Annotated in this window: 16 protein-coding genes; 3 read left to right on the top strand and 13 right to left on the bottom strand. The window is 69.6% G+C overall.

Going from position 1 to position 19,950, the window contains the following annotated elements; translation table 11 throughout:
- Positions 1-62: 62 nt before the first annotated feature.
- The 7 genes from AB0I35_RS05080 to tkt form a co-directional block, all read right to left on the bottom strand.
- Positions 63-539: a hypothetical protein gene (locus AB0I35_RS05080; RefSeq protein WP_357394467.1), complete on the bottom strand. Its 477-nt coding sequence runs from the start codon at positions 537-539 to the stop codon at positions 63-65.
- A gap of 119 nt (positions 540-658) precedes the next feature.
- Positions 659-2,878: a thiamine pyrophosphate-dependent enzyme gene (locus AB0I35_RS05075; protein WP_357394465.1), complete on the bottom strand. Its 2,220-nt coding sequence runs from the start codon at positions 2,876-2,878 to the stop codon at positions 659-661.
- A 177-nt stretch (positions 2,879-3,055) separates the two neighbouring features.
- Positions 3,056-3,850: a 6-phosphogluconolactonase gene (pgl, locus tag AB0I35_RS05070; protein WP_357394464.1), complete on the bottom strand. Its 795-nt coding sequence runs from the start codon at positions 3,848-3,850 to the stop codon at positions 3,056-3,058.
- Positions 3,843-4,751, bottom strand: a complete 909-nt coding sequence (gene opcA, locus AB0I35_RS05065) for a glucose-6-phosphate dehydrogenase assembly protein OpcA (RefSeq protein ID WP_067636576.1) — start codon at positions 4,749-4,751, stop codon at positions 3,843-3,845. The genes pgl and opcA overlap by 8 nt, the downstream gene beginning before the upstream one ends.
- On the bottom strand, positions 4,748-6,316 hold the full coding sequence (gene zwf / locus AB0I35_RS05060; RefSeq protein WP_357394462.1) for a glucose-6-phosphate dehydrogenase: 1,569 nt from the start codon (positions 6,314-6,316) through the stop codon (positions 4,748-4,750). The genes opcA and zwf overlap by 4 nt, the downstream gene beginning before the upstream one ends.
- A 4-nt stretch (positions 6,317-6,320) precedes the next feature.
- The gene (tal, locus tag AB0I35_RS05055) at positions 6,321-7,457 is read right to left on the bottom strand and encodes a transaldolase (RefSeq protein ID WP_357394461.1); all 1,137 of its coding nucleotides are present in this window, start codon (positions 7,455-7,457) and stop codon (positions 6,321-6,323) included.
- Between the two features lie 4 nt (positions 7,458-7,461).
- Positions 7,462-9,603 carry a transketolase gene (gene tkt, locus AB0I35_RS05050; RefSeq protein ID WP_357394460.1) on the bottom strand — a complete coding sequence of 714 codons (2,142 nt, stop codon included), beginning with the start codon at positions 9,601-9,603 and terminating at the stop codon, positions 7,462-7,464.
- 562 nt (positions 9,604-10,165) lie between these two features.
- On the opposite strand from tkt, the gene AB0I35_RS05045 reads away from it, so the two are divergent.
- Complete coding sequence (locus tag AB0I35_RS05045; RefSeq protein ID WP_357394990.1) at positions 10,166-11,089, top strand: heme o synthase; 924 nt, start codon at positions 10,166-10,168, stop codon at positions 11,087-11,089.
- Between the two features lie 59 nt (positions 11,090-11,148).
- Here the strand turns inward: AB0I35_RS05045 and AB0I35_RS05040 are convergent, their stop codons facing one another.
- Complete coding sequence (locus AB0I35_RS05040) at positions 11,149-12,114, bottom strand: quinone oxidoreductase (RefSeq protein WP_357394459.1); 966 nt, start codon at positions 12,112-12,114, stop codon at positions 11,149-11,151.
- Between the two features lie 78 nt (positions 12,115-12,192).
- On the opposite strand from AB0I35_RS05040, the gene AB0I35_RS05035 reads away from it, so the two are divergent.
- Positions 12,193-12,558 (top strand): hypothetical protein, encoded by a 366-nt coding sequence (locus tag AB0I35_RS05035; protein ID WP_357394457.1) that lies wholly within the window; start codon positions 12,193-12,195, stop codon positions 12,556-12,558.
- Between the two features lie 175 nt (positions 12,559-12,733).
- Here AB0I35_RS05035 and AB0I35_RS05030 read toward each other — a convergent pair whose 3' ends face one another.
- The 5 genes from AB0I35_RS05030 to AB0I35_RS05010 all read right to left on the bottom strand — a co-directional run bounded on the left by AB0I35_RS05030 (position 12,734) and on the right by AB0I35_RS05010 (position 18,163).
- Entirely contained in the window at positions 12,734-13,705 is a 972-nt protein-coding gene (locus AB0I35_RS05030; protein WP_357394456.1) for a heme A synthase, read from the bottom strand.
- A gap of 67 nt (positions 13,706-13,772) precedes the next feature.
- Positions 13,773-14,552, bottom strand: a complete 780-nt coding sequence (locus tag AB0I35_RS05025; RefSeq protein ID WP_357394455.1) for an ABC transporter permease — start codon at positions 14,550-14,552, stop codon at positions 13,773-13,775.
- Positions 14,549-15,484, bottom strand: a complete 936-nt coding sequence (locus tag AB0I35_RS05020; RefSeq protein WP_174550292.1) for an ABC transporter ATP-binding protein — start codon at positions 15,482-15,484, stop codon at positions 14,549-14,551. The genes AB0I35_RS05025 and AB0I35_RS05020 overlap by 4 nt, the downstream gene beginning before the upstream one ends.
- Positions 15,478-17,193 carry a polyprenol phosphomannose-dependent alpha 1,6 mannosyltransferase MptB gene (gene mptB, locus AB0I35_RS05015; RefSeq protein ID WP_357394453.1) on the bottom strand — a complete coding sequence of 572 codons (1,716 nt, stop codon included), beginning with the start codon at positions 17,191-17,193 and terminating at the stop codon, positions 15,478-15,480. Before mptB ends, AB0I35_RS05020 begins: the two co-directional genes overlap by 7 nt.
- Before the next feature lie 73 nt (positions 17,194-17,266).
- Positions 17,267-18,163, bottom strand: coding sequence for a rhomboid family intramembrane serine protease (locus AB0I35_RS05010; protein ID WP_357394452.1), 897 nt, complete (start codon positions 18,161-18,163; stop codon positions 17,267-17,269).
- Between the two features lie 189 nt (positions 18,164-18,352).
- On the opposite strand from AB0I35_RS05010, the gene AB0I35_RS05005 reads away from it, so the two are divergent.
- Entirely contained in the window at positions 18,353-19,828 is a 1,476-nt protein-coding gene (locus AB0I35_RS05005; RefSeq protein WP_357394451.1) for an FAD-dependent oxidoreductase, read from the top strand.
- Positions 19,829-19,950: the final 122 nt, after the last annotated feature.

Below are 19,950 nucleotides of genomic sequence, written 5' to 3'. Positions count from 1 at the left end.
GCGGGTGTGTCCCCGGTGGACAGCCGAGGCGGCGGATGCTCGCCCCGGCGCCAGGGGTCGGGTCAGCTGATGTCGATGGTTCCGTCGAACATCAGCGGCGTCGGCCCGGGCATACAGTCGGTGAAGGAGCTGGTCGGCATCGGTACGCCGTAGCCGATCATGTTCGGCGCACCGTTCTCGCCCTTGGCCACCGTGATCTGGATGGCCATCGAATCCGGTGCGAACAGCATCACCGGTTGGGCGGTGGTGATCGGATACACCAGCGACACCTTGTTGCCCTGAACCCGCAGGCAGGTGACCGGCCCGGTGACCTGCACCGGCAACGGCATGTTCCCGAACTGCCCGGTGGCGACGTAGGTACCCGTGGCGGGTCCGTCACCCTGTCCTTGCGCGTCGACGTGCAGGATGTTCAACCCGAGCACCTGCATACTGCCGTCGATCGACACCGTCGCCGGTGCCGCCGCGGCCTGCCCCGCACCCGCGGCGACCGCCGCTGCCGCCACCGTCGCGATGCCGAAACGTGTAAGCCCTGTCCTCATGACGAAATCCTCCGAGTAGACGAGTGTGTGCGGTGTGTACCCGGCGCGCGGTCACCAAACCGCGCCGATCGCGTACTTCTCGACAGGTTTCGGCGAATTCCTCGCAAAGGGGACCAAATTCAGGGCAGGAGGGCCAGTGCCGCCTTCTCGATGTCCGTTTCGTTCAGCAGCACGGTGTCCGCGGCGGGGCCGAGCGGCACGAAACTGTCGATGCTGGTGACGCGGGCGAGGGCGCCACGATATCCGGCGTCGACGAGCGCGGTGAAGACCGATTCGGACACACCGCCGCTGTGGCGGGTCTCGTCGGCCACCAGCACCCGGCCCGTCGCGACGGCCTGGTCGAGCAGATCCGCGAGCGGCAACGGGTTCAGCCACCGCAGATCGAGGACGCGGGCATGCACGCCTGCGTCCGCGAGGCGATCGGCGACGCGCAGACTCATCGGAACACCGTTGCCGAAGGTGACGATGGTGAGATCGGTGCCGTCGCCGTAGACGCGGGCGCTCCCGATCGGGACGTGTCCGGTGCTCGGCGACGCGAGCCATCCGTCGTCGCCGGGATGCAGGTCGCGGGTGTGATACAGGGCGATCGGTTCGACGAACACGCAGACCCGGCCGTCCACCCGCGCCGCCGAAACGCATGTGCGCAACAGGGCGGCGGCATCGTCGGCGCGGGCCGGGACGGCCACCACCACCCCGGGGATATCCCGCAGTGCCGCAAGGGAATTGTCGTTGTGGAAGTGCCCGCCGAAACCCTTCTGGTAGGCCAGGCCCGCGATGCGGATCACCATCGGATTGCGGTACTGCCCGGTGGAGAAGAACTGCAGCGTCGCCGCTTCGCCCCGGATCTGATCGGCCGCGTTGTGCACGTACGCCAGATACTGGATCTCCGGAATCGGCACGAATCCGGCCGAGGCCGTGCCGAGTGCGGTGCCGAGCACGGCCTGCTCGTCGAGCAAGGTGTCGAACACCCGCCGCGCCCCGAATCGCTTCCGCAGGCCCTTCGTCACCCCGTACACCCCGCCCTTGCGGCCCACGTCCTCGCCGAAGACCAGCACGTCGGGGTCGCGGGCGAGGAGTTCGCCGAGGGTGTGGTTGATCGCCTGGGCGAGGGTCATCCTGGGGCCGACAGACAGGTCCTTACTCGGGGAGTCGGTGGTGGTCGCGGAGCGGAGAACGTCTGCGCGGACGGCCGACGGGTGGGAGGGGGCGAGGTCAGCGATGACGGCCGACGCGGAATCCAGCCTCGCCTCACGCACCACCTCGTCGCTGACCTCGCGCACCCGGTCGGCGATGCGGTCGTAGCGGGCGAGCAGGTCGGACGAGTCGGTGACGCCGGTGGCGAGCAGGTAGCGGGCGGTGCCGAGGAGGGGGTCGCGGGCCAGGTCGGCGGCGATCTCGGCCGGGCCACGGTAGCCCGCCTCAACATCCGAACCCGCGTGGCCGCCGAGGCGGACCGTACGCAGGTGCAGGAAAACCGGGACCCGCCAGGTGCGGGCCAGATACACCGCGTCCTCGGCGGCACCGAGTACATCGGGCAGGTCGCATCCGTCGGCGGCGAGATAGGTCAGGCCGGGGCGTGGACCGTAGGCGCGCTCGATCCAGTCGGCCGGTGTCGGGACGCTGATCCCGAGCCCGTTGTCCTCGCAGACGAACACGATGGGCATCGGCACACCCTGGTGGGAGGCGTGCACGGCGGCATTGATCGCACCGGTCGCGGTGGAGTGGTTGGCCGAGGCGTCACCGAAACTGCACACCACCACCGCGTCTCGTGGCCACCGGCACGAAATCCCTTGGCGAGCAGCTCTTTCGATCGCGAACGCGAGTCCGACGGCGCGGGGAAGATGCGAAGCGATGGTCGAGGTCTGGGGAATGATCGACGCGGTGGCGCTACCGAACACCTTGTGCCGTCCACCGGAGATCGGATCGCTCGCCGCCGCGACCACCCCCAGCAGCACGTCCCGGATCGGATCCAGGCTGGGCACCCGCTTGCACCGCTGCACGAAGAACGCCCCGGACCGATAGTGCAGCAATGCCGGATCATCCACCCGCAGGGCCGCGGCCACCGCCGCATTCCCCTCGTGCCCCGACGACCCGATGCTGTAGAACCCCTGCCTGGCAGCCCCCAACCGCCGGGCCGCCAGGTCGAGATGCCTACTCGCCACCTGCGATTCGAACAACTCCAACCCGAACGCCGCATCGATCCCCGCCCCGGCATCGACCGCCCCCGCCGCGACCCTCACCACGGCAGTCCGGAATGCCGCATCCAGATCAACCGACCCTCTGCCCACCTCGCCCATTGCCCACTCCTCGCCCGCAGCCGAGCCGACGCCGATCGCCATGCCGAGAGCCCCGATGCTAGCGCCGCGACCTCTTCTCCACGGCTGACTCGGCCACCAGAAGGAAGGCTCGGACAGGTTCTGTGACACCTCGTCCGGCACTGGGCGCGTCGGCCCGGTCGAACCGCGAAGCCGACGGCGCCGATCGTGTCGAACCGGTCGGCACCGTCAGCCCGCGCGTCACTCTTCGTCGTCTATATCGACCAGCAGGTCGGTCGCGGCGGCTTCGTCGATGACCCAGGTGGTGGATTCGATGCCGACCGCGCCTGCGGAGGGGACGTCGTCGGGGGAGGCGCCGTTGACGGCGGCGGCTACCGCGGCGGCCTTGCCTTCACCGCTGACCACCAGCATCACGTGGCGGGAGCGGTGCACGGCGGGCAGGGTGAGGGAGACACGGGTGGGTGGCGGCTTGGGGCAATCATGAACCGCGACAACGTAATCCGTCTGCTCGCGGACGGCGGGGGAGTGCGGGAAGATCGAGTCGATGTGTCCTTCGGGGCCCATGCCGAGCACCGTCAGATCGATGTCGCCGCGCTCGTCGAGTTCGGCGTGCAGCAGCTGGGCGTAGGCGGCCGCGGCTTCCTCGGGCGAACCGTACGTGCCATTGGAGGCGGCCATCGGGAACACCTTCGCCGGATCGAGCGGGACGAAGTCGAGCAGCGCCTCGCGCGCCTGCAGTTCGTTGCGGTCCGGGTCGCCCGAGGGGACGAAACGCTCGTCGCCCCAGTAGACGTACAGGTTGGACCAGTCGATATCGCCGGGCGCCTGGCGCACCTTCTCGAGCAGGCGGATACCGTCGCTGCCACCGGTGAGCGACACCGACGCGGTGCCGCGCTCGGCCTGGGCCGCGACGATCACGGCGACGAAACGTTCGGCGGCGGCGTCGGCGAGCAGTTCCTTGTCGTCGTGCACCTCGACGGTGTTGGCGGGGAATTCCTCGCCGAGCTCGTCGTGCAGCTCGATACGGTCACTCATAGGTCACCTTTTCGATTCCGGCGAGCGCCTCGGCGTAGATCTCGTCGGCGTCGAGCCGGCGCAGTTCCTCGGCGAGACAATCGCGAGTTTCCCGGCGCGCCAGCGCGATTCGCTGGTCGGGGGCGCCGGTGCGGGTCAGCGTTGCCGTCCTGCCCAATTGCGGTCGAGCGATGGCGATCGAATCGGTGGCACGGCGGATCTCCACCCGCAGCTCACCGGTCCTGCGGACGACCGGGCAGTCCAGCCGCGCGGCCAACCACCCCGCCAGCGTATCCAGCGCGGGCTCACTGGCCAGCCCGGACACGCTCACCGACAGCACCGGTTCGAACGGCGGCTCGTCCAGCGCGGCGGCGAGCAGCGCCCGCCAGTAGGTGATGCGGCTCCACGACAGGTCGGTGTCGCCGGGCGCGTAGGAAGCACAGCGTTTGCCCAGCGCGGCCTGCGGGTCGGGCGCGAATGTGGCATCGGTGATGCGCCGCTTGGCCAGCTTGCCCACCGAGTCCTGGGACGGAAAGTCCGGTGCCCCCCGCGGCCACCACGCCACCACCGGGGTGTCGGGCAGCAGGAACGGCGTCACCACGCTGCTCTCGTGGTTCACCAGCGGACCCTGCAACCGCAGCACGATCACCTCGGCGGCCCCGGCGTCGCCGCCCACCCGGATCTGGGCGTCGAGCCGGGTCTCGGCGTCGCGGTCGCCACGGGCGAGCACGATCACGCGACAGGGGTGTTCGCGGCTGGCGTCGTTGGCGGCGTCGATGGCGTCCTCGGCCTCGGACGAGTCGAGGGTGCACACGACCAGGGTGAGCACCCGGCCCTGGGTGATGACACCGTTGGACTCGCGCAGCTGCACCATCCGCTTGGCGACCTCGACGGTGTTGGTGTCGGGCATGTCGACGATCACGGGCGTCGCCATTCACGCCCGCTGCGCGCGAGCATCTCGTCGGCCGAGCCGGGACCCCAGGTACCGGCCTCGTAGGGTTCGGGTTTGCCCTCGGCGGCCCAGTGCGCGATCACCGGATCGAGGATGCGCCAGGACAATTCGACCTCCGCGTTGACAGGGAACAGGGACGGCACCCCGAGCAGCACGTCCAGGATCAGGCGTTCGTAGGCCTCGGGGGAGGACTCGGTGAACGCCTCGCCGTAGCTGAAGTCCATGTTCACATCGCGCACCTCCATCCCCGAACCGGGCACCTTGGAACCGAACCGCAGGGTGATGCCCTCGTCCGGCTGTACCCGGATGACCAGGGCGTTCTGGCCGAGTTCCTCGGTCATCGTCTGGTCGAAGGGCAGGTGCGGCGCGCGTTTGAACACCACCGCGATCTCGGTCACCCTGCGGCCCAGGCGTTTTCCGGTACGCAGGTAGAACGGCACCCCGGCCCAGCGGCGGTTCTCCACGTGCAAGGTGATCGCGGCATAGGTCTCGGTGCGCGACTGCGGGTCGAACCCCTCCTCCTGGTGCAGACCGACCACGTGCTCGCTGCCCTGCCAGCCCTCGGTGTACTGGCCGCGCGCGGTGGTCTCGTCGAGTGGTTCCACGAGTTTCGTCGCCGAGAGCGCCTTGATCTTCTCGGTGGTGAGCTGCATCGGTTCGAAGGAGGTCGGTTCCTCCATCGCGGTCAGCGCCAGCAGTTGCAGCAGATGGTTCTGGATGACGTCGCGCGCGGCGCCGATGCCGTCGTAATACCCCGCGCGCCCGCCCAATCCGATGTCCTCGGCCATGGTGATCTGCACGCTGTCGACGAAATTCGCGTTCCAGATCGGCTCGTAGAGTTCGTTGGCGAAGCGCAACGCCAGGATGTTCTGCACCGTCTCCTTACCGAGATAGTGGTCGATGCGGAACACATGCTCCTCCGGGAACACCCGGTTGACCAGGGCGTTGAGCTCTTGGGCGCTGGCCAGGTCGTGCCCGAAGGGCTTCTCGATCACCACCCGCCGCCACGGGGTGTAGCCCTCGGGGCGCGGGGCGGCCTTGGCCAGTTCGTGTTCGGAGAGCTGGTCGAGGACCACCGGGAACATATTCGGCGGAATCGACAAGTAGAAGGCGTAGTTGCCGCCGGTGCCACGGGTGGCGTCGAGGTCTTTCAGGGTGGTGGCGAGGGTGGCGAAGGCGGTGTCGTCGTCGAAACTGCCCTGCACGAAACGCAACCCTTCGGCCAGGTGGTCCCAGACCTCCTGGCGGAACGGGGTGCGCGCGTGCTGCTTCACCGCGCTGAGCACCACCGCGGCGAAATCCTCGTCGGCGTAATTGCGCCGGGCGAAACCGACCAGGGCGAAACCAGGGGGCAACAGCCCCTGGTTCGCCAGGTCGTAGATGGCCGGCATCAGCTTCTTACGGGACAGATCCCCGGTGACACCGAAGATCACCATGCAGCAGGGCCCCGCGATGAAAGGCACCCGTTTGTCGCGTTCGTCGCGCAGCGGGTTGTGCCACAGCCCCGCCTTGTCCGTCGTTGCTGTGCCGGCCATCAGATCAGTTGCCCCCTGCCGCCGCGGTGCGCAGTTCCTCGGTGGTGGCGTCGATCAGCTCGCCCCAGGAGGCCTCGAACTTGTCGACACCTTCGCGCTCGAGTACCTCGAACACGTCGGCCAGGTCGATGCCCGCGGCCTCGAGGTCGCTGAACACCTGCGCGGCTTCGACCGCCTTCCCGCTGAGCGTGTCGCCCCGCACCTCGCCGTGATCGGCGAAGGCCTGCAGCGTCTTCTCCGGCAGCGTGTTGACCGTGTTCGGTCCGACGAGCTCGGTGACGTACAGGGTGTCGGGGTAGTCCGGGTTCTTCACACCGGTGGAGGCCCACAGCGGCCGCTGCCGGTTGGCGCCCTGGGCGGCCAGGTGGTTGTAGGTGGAGGTGTGCGCCCCACCGTCGAACACGTCCTGGTACTCGGCGTAGGCCAGCCGGGCGTTGGCCACGCCCGCCTTGCCACGCAGCGCGAGCGCTTCCGGGGTGCCGATCGCCTCGAGCCGCTTGTCGATCTCGGTGTCCACGCGGGAGACGAAGAACGACGCGACCGAGTGGATCTTGGCCAGATCGTGGCCCGCGACCTTGGCCTGACGCAGACCGTCGAGGTAGGCGCCCATCACCGCGCGGTAGCGCGGGACGGAGAAGATCAGCGTCACGTTCACGCTGATGCCCTCGGCGATCACCGAGGTGATGGCGGGCAGACCCGCCTCGGTGGCCGGGATCTTGATGAACAGATTCTTGCGGTCGACGATCTTCCACAGCTCGATCGCCTGGGCGACCGTCTTGTCGGCGTCGAAGGCGAAACGCGGGTCGACCTCGATCGACACCCGGCCGTCGACACCGCCCGTCGACTCGAACACCGGGGCGAGCACGTCGCAGGCGGCGCGCACGTCGTCGGTGGTGATGGTGCGGATCGCCGCATCGGCGTCGGCGCCTTGGGCCGCAAGGTCTTTCACCTGCGCGTCGTAGGCGTGACCGACACTGAGCGCGGCCTGGAAGATGGACGGGTTCGTGGTGACACCGACGACGCCCCTGGTCGCGATCAGGTCGGCGAGGTTGCCGGACTTGATGCGGTCACGGGACAGATCGTCGAGCCACACCGAGACCCCCGCTGCCGCGAGTGCGGCGAGATTCTCGTTCTGTGCCATGGTTTTACCCCTTCACCTTGTCGAGCGTGCGCTGCGCGGCGGCGACGACGGCATCGGCGGTGATACCGAATTCGCTGTAGAGCTTCTTGAAGTTCGCGGACGCGCCGAAGTGCTCGATCGACACGATCTCACCCGCGTCACCGACGAGCCGGTACCACGGCATCGCGATGCCGGCCTCGACGACGACCCTGGCACGGACCGCGGCCGGGAACACCTCGTCGCGGTAGGCCTGGTCCTGTGCGTCGAACCATTCCACACACGGCATCGAGACCACTCGGGTCGGAATGCCCTGTGCCTCCAGGGTAGTGCGTGCCTCGACGGCCAGCTGCAGCTCCGAACCGGTGCCGACGAGGATCAGCTCCGGGGTGCCGGTGGACGCCTCGGCCAGCACGTAGCCGCCCTTGCGCACGCCCTCGTAACTGGTGCCCTCGAGAGTCGGCACGTCCTGGCGGGTGAGCGCCAGCGCGGACGGGCCGTCCTGGTGGGGAGCGTCGTAGGTGTGGAAATGCGAGGCGTGCTCGTCGGAGTCGCGCTCGAGGATGGTGCGCCAGGCGTAGGCGGTCTCGTTGGCGTCGCCGGGGCGGACCACGTTGAGACCGGGGATGGCCCGCAGCGCGGCCAGGTGCTCGATCGGCTGGTGCGTCGGGCCGTCCTCGCCGAGGCCGATGGAGTCGTGGGTCCACACGTAGATCGCGGGCACCCGCATCAGCGCGGCCAGGCGAACCGCCGGGCGCATGTAGTCGGAGAACACCAGGAAGGTGCCGCCGTAGGGGCGGGTCGGGCCGTGCAGGGCGATGCCGTTGAGGATCGAGCCCATGGCGTGCTCACGGATACCGAAGTGCAGGGTGCGGCCGTAGGGCTGCGCCTTCCACATGCCGGTGGAGATTGCTTCGGGACCGAAGCTGGGCTGACCGGGCATGGTGGTGTTGTTGGACTCGGCCAGGTCGGCCGAACCGCCCCACAGTTCGGGCAGCACGTCGGCGAGCGAGGCCAGCACCTTGCCGGAGGCCTTGCGGGTGGCCATGCCCTTGGGGTCGGGCTCGAAGGTGGGCAGGTGCTCGGTCCAGCCCTTGGGCAGCGAGCGGGTCAGCAGGCGGTCGAACAGTTCCTTGTTCGACGGATTCGCCGCGGCCCAGGCGTCGTAGTCGGCCTGCCAGGCCTGCTGCGCCGCCGCGCCGCGCTCGAGCGCCTTGCGGGTGTGCTCGATGACGGCCGGGTCGACGTCGAAGGACTTGTCCGGGTCGAAGCCCAGCGCCTTCTTGACCGCGGCGACCTCGTCGGGGCCGAGCGCCGCACCGTGCACGCCACCGGTGTTCATCTTCGAGGGGGCCGGGAAGCCGATGATGGTGCGCAGGATGATGATCGAGGGCTTGTCGGTCACCGCCTTGGCCGCCTCGATGGCCGCCTCGATCGCCACCACGTCCTCGCCGCCCATGACGGTCTGCACGTGCCAGCCGTAGGCTTCGTAGCGCGCGGCCACATCCTCGGTGAAGGCGATGTCGGTGTTGTCCTCGATGGAGATCTCGTTGTCGTCGTAGATCAGCACGAGGTTGCCCAGCTGCTGGGTACCCGCGATCGAGGACGCCTCGGCCGTGACACCTTCCTGCATGTCACCGTCGGAGGCGATGACGAAGATGTGGTGATCGAACGGGCTGGCGCCTTCCGGGGCGTCGGGGTCGAACAGGCCGCGCTCGCGCCGGGCCGCCATCGCCATGCCGACCGCCGAGGCGAGACCCTGGCCGAGCGGGCCGGTGGTGATCTCGACACCGTCGGTGTGCCGGAACTCCGGGTGACCCGGGGTCAGCGAATCCCACTGGCGCAGCTGCTCGAGGTCGGACAGCTCGAGGCCGAAACCGGCCAGGTACAGCTGGATGTAGAGGGTGAGGCTGGAATGCCCACACGAGAGCACGAAGCGGTCGCGGCCGGACCAGCTCGGATCGGCCGGGTTGTGGCGCATGACGCGCTGGAAGAGGCTGTAGGCGACGGGGGCGAGGCTCATCGCGGTGCCCGGGTGACCGTTGCCCGCCTTCTGCACCGCGTCGGCGGCGAGGACACGGGCGGTATCGACGGCCTTGGTGTCCAGGTCCGTCCAGTCGCTGGGATAGTTCCGCTGAGTGAGGGCGCGAATGTCGTCTGTGACTGACACGACCGTGGTTCTCCTGACCTAGGTTTCGTCGACGGCGAGTGGATGGCAGCGGCGATGGTGTCGTACTGGACCGCACGCGGCCGGGGGTGCGTACCGATGTACAGGAATACCCTAGAGGTGCTGTTCCACCTGATCGGCGCGAACCCTGAGTGTGAGTCTAGTTGCCCATCCCGCGATCACGCCGGGGGTCGTCGCCGGGAATCGGCGCGGCGCGCGGCACGTCGTTCACCTGCGTGTCGGGACCGGTTCACCGGCAGACACCGGGCGCAACTCCGACCCGACTGCTCCCGGTCGTGGCGCGCCTCCGCCTCTGGACTGACCGGAGGGTGCGCCGAAGGAGTGCCCGCAGGGAGCGAAGAGGCGGAGTTGAGCGCCGCGACCCGCGGCGCCAGCCGCATATGTCACCGTCTACCATCGTCTGTAGTAGTGGCCGCGCCGCAGCCGCGCGCTGCTCGTTCCAATGCCGGATGCGAAGCACAGCGTGCGAGGAGAAACAGTGCGGATCGGTAACCAGCCGGGTAGTAGCGGTGCGCACGATTCCTCGACGGCTCTCGCCGATCGTCTGGCGGGCGACAGCGTGTTCGCCCGGGTCGTGCGGAAGCCGCTGGCCTACATCGCGCTCACCAAACCGCGAGTCATCGAGCTCCTGCTCGTCGCGACCATCCCGACCATGCTCCTGGCCGACCGGGGCAATGTCGACATCCGGCTGATCCTGGTCACGCTGTTCGGTGGCTGGATGGGCGCGGCCAGCGCCAACACCCTCAACTGTGTCGCCGACGCCGACATCGACAAGGTGATGAAGCGGACCGCGCGCCGCCCGCTGGCCCGCGACGCGGTGCCCACCTCGCACGCGCTGATCTTCGGCCTGGCGCTCGGCGCGATCTCCTTCGCCTGGCTGTGGTGGCAGGCCAACCTGCTCAGCGGCGTGCTGGTGGTCGCGACCATCCTGTTCTACGTTTTCGTCTACACGAAGGGTCTCAAGCGCCGGACCTCGCAGAACGTGGTGTGGGGCGGCGCGGCCGGCTGTATGCCCGCCCTCGTCGGCTGGTCGGCGGTCACCGGGAACATCGGCTGGCCCGCGATCGTGCTGTTCGCGGTCATCTTCTTCTGGACGCCGCCGCACACCTGGGCGCTGGCCATGCGCTACAAGGAGGACTACCGGGCGGCGGGCGTGCCGATGCTGCCGGTGGTCGCGACCGAGCAGGTCGTCACCAAACAGATCGTCATCTACACCTGGCTCACCGTGCTGGCCACCCTCGCCCTCGTCCCGGCGACGGGTGTCATCTACGCGGCCGTCGCACTGGTCGCCGGTGCCTGGTTCCTGCTCATGGCGCACCAGCTGTACGCGGGTGTGCGCCGGGGCGAATCGGTGAAGCCGCTGCGGTTGTTCCTGCAGTCCAACAACTATCTGGCCGTGGTGTTCTGCGGTCTGGCCGTCGACTCGGTGCTGGGCTGGACCACGCTGGGCAGCATCGTCGGTCTGTAGCTCTCGCACGAACTCGAACCGGCGGCCGGGCGGTGATCGCCCGGCCGCCGGTTTCGCGTCTACGGCAGCAGGACGATCGACCCGGTGGTCTTGCGGGCGGCGAGGTCGCGGTGGGCGTCGGCGGCATCGGCGAGCGGGTAGGTGGCGCCGATGCGCAGTGTGAGCGTGCCCGCCGCGATGGCGTCGAAGATATCGGTTGCGCGCCAGAGGAATTCGGCACGATCTCGGGTGTAGGCACCCAGCGACGGGCGCGTCAGCCACAGCGAACCGGCCGGATTGAGGCGCTGCGGATCGAACGGCGGTACCGGACCGCTGGCCGCGCCGAACAGGGCGAGGGTGCCGCGCACCCGCAACGAGGCGAGGCTCGCTTCGAAGGTGCTCGCGCCGACGCCGTCGTAGACGGCCGCCACGCCCTGGCCGTCGGTGAGTTCGCGGACCCGGGCGGCGAGGTCGTCGTCGTAGCGCAGGACCTCGGCGGCGCCCGCCTCGCGGGAGAGCTTCTCCTTGGCGTCGGTCGAGACCGTGGTGATGACGCGCGCGCCCTTGGCGGCGGCCAGCTGGGTGAGCAACAGCCCGACCCCGCCCGCGCCCGCGTGGACGAGCACCGGGTCGCCGGGTTCGGGCGTGAAGACCGATTCGACCAGGTAGTGCGCGGTCATGCCCTGCAGCAGGGCCGCCGCGGCGACGGCCGGTTCCACGCCCTCGGGCACCTTCACGGCCACCGCCTCGTCGACGGCGACCTTCTCGGCGTAACTGCCCGGCGCGGCCGCCCACGCCACCCGGTCGCCGACGGCGAACTCGGTGACCTCGGCGCCGACCTCGGTGACCACGCCGGTGCCCTCGGAGCCGGGGATGTACGGGGTGGCCTGCGGGTACTGGCCGGTGCGGAAGTAGATGTCGATGTAGTTGACACCCACGGCCCGGGTCTCGACCAGCAGTTGTTTCGGGCCGATCCGCGGGGCGTCGACCTCCGTCGGCCGCAGCACCTCGGGACCACCGTGTTCGGAAACCTGAATCGCGCGCATGAGTCCCCTTTCTACACCCCTGGTGGCGGGCGTCACTCGAGGGTGGACGCGTGACTACCTGCCGGTAAACTCTCGTCCATGAGTACAACCGCCGCGCCCGAGGCCGTGAAGGTGCCCGCCGAGGTCGAGAAGTCCGTCGCGAAGTTCGTTGCCGCACACGGCGGTTCGGGCACGGCCGTGCTCCAGTACATCGGCGAGCAGGGCGTGCGTATCACCCTCGTCGGCGAAGACGGCGTCCTCGGTGACCGCGTGGTCGCCGATCTCGCCACCGCGAAGGCGATCGTCGAGCGTGTCGACGGGCTCACCGAGACCGAGGAGTGGGACCGCGAACTGGTCTCCAAGGTGACCCCCGCCAAGGGCCACTGGGCCAAGATGGCCGGCTGGGTCGCCCGCTCGACCAAGTTCCCCAAGGCCCGCAACGCGGACGCGTTCCCGGGAGCCTGATCCGCCCGTCGCCGAACATCACTCGGTCGTCGCGACTCTCCGGTGAGAGTGCGACGACCGAGTCGTTTCCCGGCCGTGTATCGATGCGATCGCGCTTCTCGACACGGGGTGTTCAGCGCCCGCTCAGACGGTGATCGCGGCGACAACGTGATCGCGTGGTTCTCCCGACCGGGCGTCAGTGCGCGGCGGCGGTGGAGACGGCGGGTGCTCCCACGGTTTCACGGGTGCGCAGCGAGGCCCAGAGGGCGGCGGTGGCGGCGGTGCAGGCCGCGGCGCCACCGACGTGGATGGCGACCAGGGCGGCGGGGACGTCGGTGAAGTACTGCACGACACCCACCAGAGCCTGCGACAGGACGATCCCGAGCAGTACGAACAGGCGCTTGCGGATCGCGGGGGTGATGCCGACGGCGTAGAGGCCGAAGGCCAGGCCGACGAGCAGGGCGAGATAGCCGATGAGCAGCTGCGAGTGCAGGTGCACCAGGGTGACGATCTCGACCTCGAGGCGCGCCACCGGCCGGTCGATGCTCTTGTCACCGGCATGCGGTCCGGCGGCGGTGACCAGCGTGCCCGCGATCAGCACACCCGCCAGCGCCACGCCGCTGAGCGCGGTGAGCCAGCGCAGGGGAGTGGGCACCTGCACGGTGTCGATACCGTCGTCGGGCTGACCGATCTTCGCGTACAGCACCACCGCCAGCCACACCATCACCATCGAGGCGAGCAGGTGCACGGCCACGGTCCACCACAGCAGGCCGGTGCGCACGGTGATGCCGCCGATGATCGCCTGCACGACGGTGCCGCCGGGCATCAGCCAGGCGTAGACGAGGACTTCCTTGCGCCTACGGGCCCGGACGACGGCCAGCACGATCAGCGCCGCGCACAGCGTCACCACGAAGGTGAGCAGCCGGTTGCCGAATTCGACGGTCTGATGCAGCACCGGCACCTCCGACACCCCGACGGGGGTGAAGCTGCCGGGGAAGCACTGCGGCCAGGTGGGGCAGCCGAGACCGGACGCGGTGACGCGCACGATCGCGCCGGTCACCGAGATCCCGGCCTGGCTCAGAATCACCGCGAGGGCGATGAGCCGCTGGGTCCGCAGCGAGGGGAGTGGCAGCCGGTCGACGAGGCCAACGAAGGCGCGATACAGCACGTCACGATGGTACTGGCAGGCGATTCCCGCTCGATACCCGGGCTACTACAGTGCGTCGTTGGTCACGTCAGCCGAAGCGGAACAGCCGGGTGGCCAGCCACCCGCATACCACGCCCCACACCGCGAGCACGGCGACGCCGAACCAGTCGATCGACCCGGTAAGGGCCGCTTCCAGGGCATAGGCCAGCGCGCCGGAGGGAACCAGGCGCGCGATCACCGTCAGCGCGGCGGGCACGGTGTCGACCAGGACGAGACTGGCGATACCGAGCATCACGAACCACAGGATATTGGCCAGGGCGAGCACGATCTCGGCCTTGAGCGTGCCGCCGAGCAGCAGACCCATCGCCGCGAAGGTCGCCGTGCCGAGCGCGATCACCAGCGCGCCGAGAGCCAGCCCGCCCGCACCGGGACGCCACCCGAGCGCCATCCCGATCGCCCCGAGGAGCACCGCCTGCAGCACCACCACGATCAGCACGGCGGCGCACTTGCCCGCGATCACACCCCAGCGCGGCAGCGGCGTGGCGCCGAGCCGTTTGAGCGCGCCGTAGCGGCGGTCGAAGCCCACCGCGATGGCCTGACCGGTGAACGCGGTCGACATCACCGCCGTCATCATCACCATCGGCACGACCCGGTTCACGCGGTCCGCACCCAGATCGCCGAACGGCAGCAGGGTCAGCCCGATCAGCAGGGTGATCGGGATGAACATGGTGAGCAGCAGCTGTTCGCCGTTGCGCAGCAACAGTTTCAGCTCGAGCGTGGTCTGCGCGACGAGCATCGCGGCGCGCGAGGCGGGGCGCGGGTCGGGGGTGAAGGTGCCGGGCTGGAACCGGCTCACGGTCTCGGTCATCCGCGCAGGTCCCGTCCGGTGAGTTCGAGGAAGACGTCTTCGAGGCGTCGCTGATCTATGCGGATGTCGGTGGCGAGCACATCCATCCGCGCGCACCAGGCGGTCACCGTCGCCAGTACTTGCGGGGTGATCTCGCCTTCGACCAGATAGGTGCCCGGCGTGGTCTCGTGCGGCGAGAACCCTTCGGGCAGAGCCGATTTCAGCAGCTCGATATCGAGTTTCGGTGGGGCGCAGAACCGCAGCTGACCGGCGGCGCCGTGCGCGGTGACCTCGGCGGGGGTGCCCTGGGCGACGATCTCGCCGTGGTCGATGATGACGAGCTGGTCGGCGAGCTGTTCGGCCTCGTCCATCATGTGCGTGGTGAGCACGACGCTCACCCCGTCGCGGCGCAGGGCATCGATCAGTTCCCACACGATCAGCCGGGCCTGGGCGTCCAGACCGGCCGTCGGTTCGTCGAGGAACACGATCTCCGGCCTGCCGACCAGGGCGCAGGCGAGGGCCAGGCGCTGCTGCTGACCGCCCGAGAGGCGCCGGTAGGGGGTGCGGCGGTTGTCCTGCAGGCCGAGGGTGCGCAGCAGCCAGTCTGGGTCGATGGGGTCGGCGGAATAGGCCGCGACCAGGTCGAGCATCTCACCCGCGCGGGCGCCGGGGTAGGCGCCGCCGCCCTGCAACATCACGCCGATGCGTGGCCGCAGCTGTTCGGAGTCGGCGATCGGGTCCAGACCGAGCACGCGGACCGTGCCCGCGTCGGGGCGCACGAAGCCCTCGCACATCTCCACGGTGGTGGTCTTGCCTGCGCCGTTGGGGCCGAGCAGCGCGAAAACCTGTGCCTGCTCCACGTCGAAACGCAGGCCGTCGACCGCGGTGGTGTCGCCGTAGCGCTTGACCACGCCGTCGACGCTAACGGCGGGTCCCGGGCTTCTCGTCACGATGTGACACGGTAAGCCGTGGCCTCCTGTGACGGAGCCGACACCCCCGCCTGGGCCCGCCACGGCAGGGTGTGCCGGGTGAGGACGTAGAACAGCGCGAAGCACACCGCGGCCGCCAGGGCGGCGCCGATGATCTGGAAGACCTGGAATTCGGCACCACGCGGCATGACGAGCATCGACACCACCGCCGAGAACGCCACGGCGGGCACGCGGAACACCGGTTGCGTAGCCCAGGCGGCGAGCGGGACGATCGCCCACAGCAGGTACCAGGGCTGGACCACCGGGAACAGCAGCACGATCGCGCCGAGCGACACACCGAGCGCGCCCACCGGATGCAGGCGGCCGGTACCGGTCGCCACCAGCATCCGCACCGTCACATAGCCCGCGACGAGCCCCGCGATGGGCCGGGTGATCGACAGCAGTGCCGTGGTGTGGTCGCCGAGCCCGAGCAGCACCCCGCCGAAACCGGTGATGACACCGATCACCGTCGGCAGCGACATCCAGCTGCGCACGGCGTTGGCGACGCTGAGGGTGAACACCCACCCGAAGCCGAGCCCGCTGGCCAAGCTCACGAAAAGCGTTGTCGCCCCGGCGATCACCCCGAGCAGGGCGGCGGCCTTGACGACGGCGAGCAGGCTGCCGCCCCAGCGCCGTGCCAGCGCCATCCCGACGAAACCGAGCGCGATGATGGAGGTGAACTTGATCGACGACGACAGCGTGATCACCATCGCGCCCCCGATCAGCAGGGCGTAGGCGCGGGCGTCCAGTGGTGGCATCGTGGCGTTGAGGGTGTCGCGCCGGCCGCCCTCGCCGTAGATGGCGCGCAGCGTGAGCTCCATGCCCGCCAGCATCAGACCGATCATCAGCGCGTCGTTGTGCACGCCGCCGACCAGGTGGAACAGCACGAGCGGGTTGGCCGCGCCGAGCCACAGCGCGCTCACCGGCGCCACCCCGCAGCGCACCGAGAGCCGGGGCAGCGCCCACACGATCAAAGCGACGCCCGCGAGCGCGAGCAACCGGTGCACCCACACGCCGGCGATGATGTTGTCGCCGGTCAGCTCGGCGATACCGCGCCCGATCCACAGGAAGAGCGGGCCATAGGGCGCCGGTGTGTCACGCCAGATGGTCGGCACGTTGTTGGTGAGGACGTTGTCGATCCCGAGCCCGGCGACGGGCCCTTCGGCGTACGGGTCGATGCCGCGCGCGGCGATCTCGCTCTGGGCCAGGTAGGAGTAGACATCGTTGCTGAACATCGGCGGCGCCACCGACAGCGGGATGATCCACAGCAGCAGTGTCCGGTCGAGCTGGGACCGGGTGAGCCGGTGCAGTGGCGATCCGGCCAGGCCACCGATCGCGAAGCGGCCCAACAGCAACCAGGCCCCGATCACCAGCACGGTGCCGAACATGCACATCGCCAGCGACCCGGTGTGGGCGCGCGCGAAGATGCCGAGCACCCGTACACCGGAGACCGGATTCTGGTGCACGGGCTGCGCGCCGATGCCGAGCGCGGCGATGGCCATCAGCACGGCACCGGTGGCGCCCATCAACCGGATACGGTCCAGCTGGGCGCGTTCGCGTTTGTCGAGGCCGGGGACCTCGGTCTCGTCGCGGTGCAGAGCCGCGACGGTGTGATCGGGCGCGGGCACGTCGAACCCGAGGGCTCGCCGCCCGAACGCCAGTGTCTTGCGCGCCGCGCCCTCCAGTACCGCCACGGGGTCGAAGCCTAGTGCGCCCGGCCGTGATCGTTGTGGCACCGGTCGGCGCCACCGCCCCGACCAGCGCGAACTAGGCGGGACCGATGAACACCGGGTCGGTGCGTACCCAGAGCGCGGCGGCGACGACGACGGCCAGACAGATCACCGCGACCAGGCCCATCGCCACCCATCCGATGCGCTGCGCCGAGCGCAGATCCCGCGCCGACAGCCAGCCGGGAACGAACAGGATGCCCAGCGCGCTGAGCGTGCCCGCCGCGAGTCCGCCGAGGTGACCCCACAGGGAGATCCCCGGCAGCGAGAAGCTGATGAGCACGTTGACGCCGATCACCACCAGCATCGGGGTCGGGCTCTGCCGCAACCGGATCAGTGTCACCGTCACGGCGCCGAACAGGCCGTACACCGCGCCCGACGCGCCCGCGGTCATGGTGTACGGATCCGACAGCGCCATCACCGCCGCAGAACCGCCGAGCAGTGAGACCAGATACAGGCAGCCGTAGGTGAGCCGGCCGAGTACCTGCTCGAGATCGCGGCCGACGACGTAGAGCGCGAACATGTTGACCAGCAGATGGATCGCGCCGTAGTGCAGGAACCCCGAGCCGAGCACCCGCCACCACTCACCGTCGGCGACCAGCAGCGGGACCAGCACGAACTCGCCGAACACCGACGAGCCCCGATGGTTCTGCATCGGGTTGCCCGCCTGCGCGGCGGTCACCAGGTAGACCAGGACATTGATCGCGATCAGCCCGTAGGTCACCATCGGTACCGGCGACGCGCCTGCCCGCGCGCCCGCGACGGTGCGCACAGGCCGCACGTCGCGCTGACCCTGCCGGACGCAGTCCACACAGTGCTGGCCGACGGCGGCCGACCGTAGGCATTCGGGGCAGGCGGGCCGGCCGCAGCGAGTACACGCGAGGCCGGTCGGCCGGTCGGGGTGGCGGACGCACGTCTGTGCGGGCGGGTGTGACACAGGGTCATCGTGCCATGAGTCACCGACACGAGTCGGGCTGTGCGAACGTCGTCGGTCGGCGGCTCACCCACGGTCCCCGGCGACGGCAGACGATCTGTATCTCGGCGAGGCGCAGGGTCGGCCGAGCGGTGCGGCGGTCGCGGCGGGCGTGTCCGGTTTCGACCGGCCCGGCCGGGCTATGCGCTCCTCATGACGTCTCTGTGGTTGAACAACGCCGAAGTCCCCGCCCGGTTACGGCTGACCCCCGGTTCGCACTTCGACACCGTCGTCCTCGGCGCGGGCATCGTCGGGTTGACGACCGCGCTGCTGCTGGCCCAGCGTGGCCGCGAGGTGGCGGTGATCGAGGCGAAACGGGTCGGCGCGGGCACCACGGCCGCGTCGACGGCGAAAGTCTCGCTCCTGCAAGGCACCCGGGCCCAGACCATCGCCCGCAGGCACGGCATCGCGACCCTCTCGCGCTATATCGCCGCCAATCTCGACGGGTTCGACTGGTTGCTGGATTTCTGCGCCGGACGCGACCTCGCCGTCGAGCGCGTGGCCGCCTACACCTATGCCCAGAACGAATCCGAGATGTCCGCTGTCCGGGCGGAATTCGAGGCGACGCGCTCGGCCGGTCTGCCCACCGACCTCGTCGACGACGTCGACGTGCCGTTTCCGCTCCACGGTGCCGTGCGGCTGCGCGAGCAGGCCCAGCTCGACCCGATGGCCTTCCTGGCCGCCCTCGCCGCCGAAGTCGAAACCCAGGGCGGGTCGATCTTCGAATCGACGCGCGCACAGCGGCTTCGCCACCACGACGGCCGGGTGGTGATCGGTACCGAACACGGCGAGGTGGATGCGAACCACGTCGTCGTCGCGACCGGAACACCGATCTTCGATCGGGGCGGCTACTTCGCCCGCGTCACCGCCCAGCGTTCCTATCTGGCCGCGTTCAAGGTGCCGGGGCCGGTGCCGGAGGAGATGTATATCAGCGCGGGACAGCCGATTCGGTCGCTGCGCCGCTACCCGGCCGACGACGTGCTCCTGGTCGGCGGCAGCGGTCACGAGGTCGGCCGCGAGGATTCCGCGGAAGCCCACGTGCGGGACCTGCTCGACTGGACCGGCCGGTGGTTCCCCGGCGCGGAATTGCTGCACCGCTGGTCGGCGCAGGATTACCACCCCGTGGGCGAACTTCCCTACGTCGGCCCGCTCGTGCCCGGTCGGGAGGAAGTTCTCGTCGCCACCGGTTTCGCCAAGTGGGGTTTCACCAACGGTGCCGCCGCCGCCCTCGCCCTCGCGGGCCGCATCACCGGCGACGCTCCGAAATGGGCCGACACCCTCTCGGCCTGGCGGCTCGGCGAAGTCGTCTCCCTCCCGGCGGGCGCCCGCGCCAACGCGACCGTCGCCCGCTACCTGTCCACCGGCTGGCTGCACCTGCTCGGCGCCGACGAGCACAGCGTCCCTCCCGAAGGCTGCGGCCGCGTCGAACGTCACGGGCTGCATCCCACCGCCGTCTCCACCGTCGACGGCGTCACCACCGAGATCTCCGCGATCTGCCCCCACCTGGGCGGCATCCTCCATTGGAACGACGCCGAACGTACCTGGGACTGCCCCCTGCACGGCTCCCGCTTCGAACCCGACGGCGCCGTCATCGAAGGCCCGGCCACCCACCCCCTCTCCCCGCGCTGAGCTGGACACCCGATCACCACGCTCCGGCGGCGGTGTCTCGCGAGAGCGTCGCATCATCAGAGCGTGGCGCTCGGGTGTCCGGGGCGGGTATGCGCTGGTCTGGGCATTGCTCGCCCGGGGCG

Origin of the sequence: Nocardia sp. NPDC050378 (assembly GCF_040655675.1) — a bacterium.
Lineage (GTDB): Bacteria > Actinomycetota > Actinomycetes > Mycobacteriales > Mycobacteriaceae > Nocardia > Nocardia coubleae.
The sequence above is the reverse complement of the archived record's forward strand: the minus strand, read 5'-3'. Positions and strand labels throughout refer to the sequence as shown.

Bases quoted from the DNA above. Each gene is read 5' to 3' on its own strand.
- AB0I35_RS05080 (WP_357394467.1), bottom strand. From the start codon at position 539: ATGAGGACAGGGCTTACACGTTTCGGCATCGCGACGGTGGCGGCAGCG.
- AB0I35_RS05075 (WP_357394465.1), bottom strand. From the start codon at position 2,878: ATGGCGATCGGCGTCGGCTCGGCTGCGGGCGAGGAGTGGGCAATGGGC.
- pgl (WP_357394464.1), bottom strand. From the start codon at position 3,850: ATGAGTGACCGTATCGAGCTGCACGACGAGCTCGGCGAGGAATTCCCC.
- zwf (WP_357394462.1), bottom strand. From the start codon at position 6,316: ATGGCCGGCACAGCAACGACGGACAAGGCGGGGCTGTGGCACAACCCG.
- tal (WP_357394461.1), bottom strand. From the start codon at position 7,457: ATGGCACAGAACGAGAATCTCGCCGCACTCGCGGCAGCGGGGGTCTCG.
- AB0I35_RS05040 (WP_357394459.1), bottom strand. From the start codon at position 12,114: ATGCGCGCGATTCAGGTTTCCGAACACGGTGGTCCCGAGGTGCTGCGG.
- AB0I35_RS05035 (WP_357394457.1), top strand. From the start codon at position 12,193: ATGAGTACAACCGCCGCGCCCGAGGCCGTGAAGGTGCCCGCCGAGGTC.
- AB0I35_RS05025 (WP_357394455.1), bottom strand. From the start codon at position 14,552: ATGACCGAGACCGTGAGCCGGTTCCAGCCCGGCACCTTCACCCCCGAC.
- AB0I35_RS05005 (WP_357394451.1), top strand. From the start codon at position 18,353: ATGACGTCTCTGTGGTTGAACAACGCCGAAGTCCCCGCCCGGTTACGG.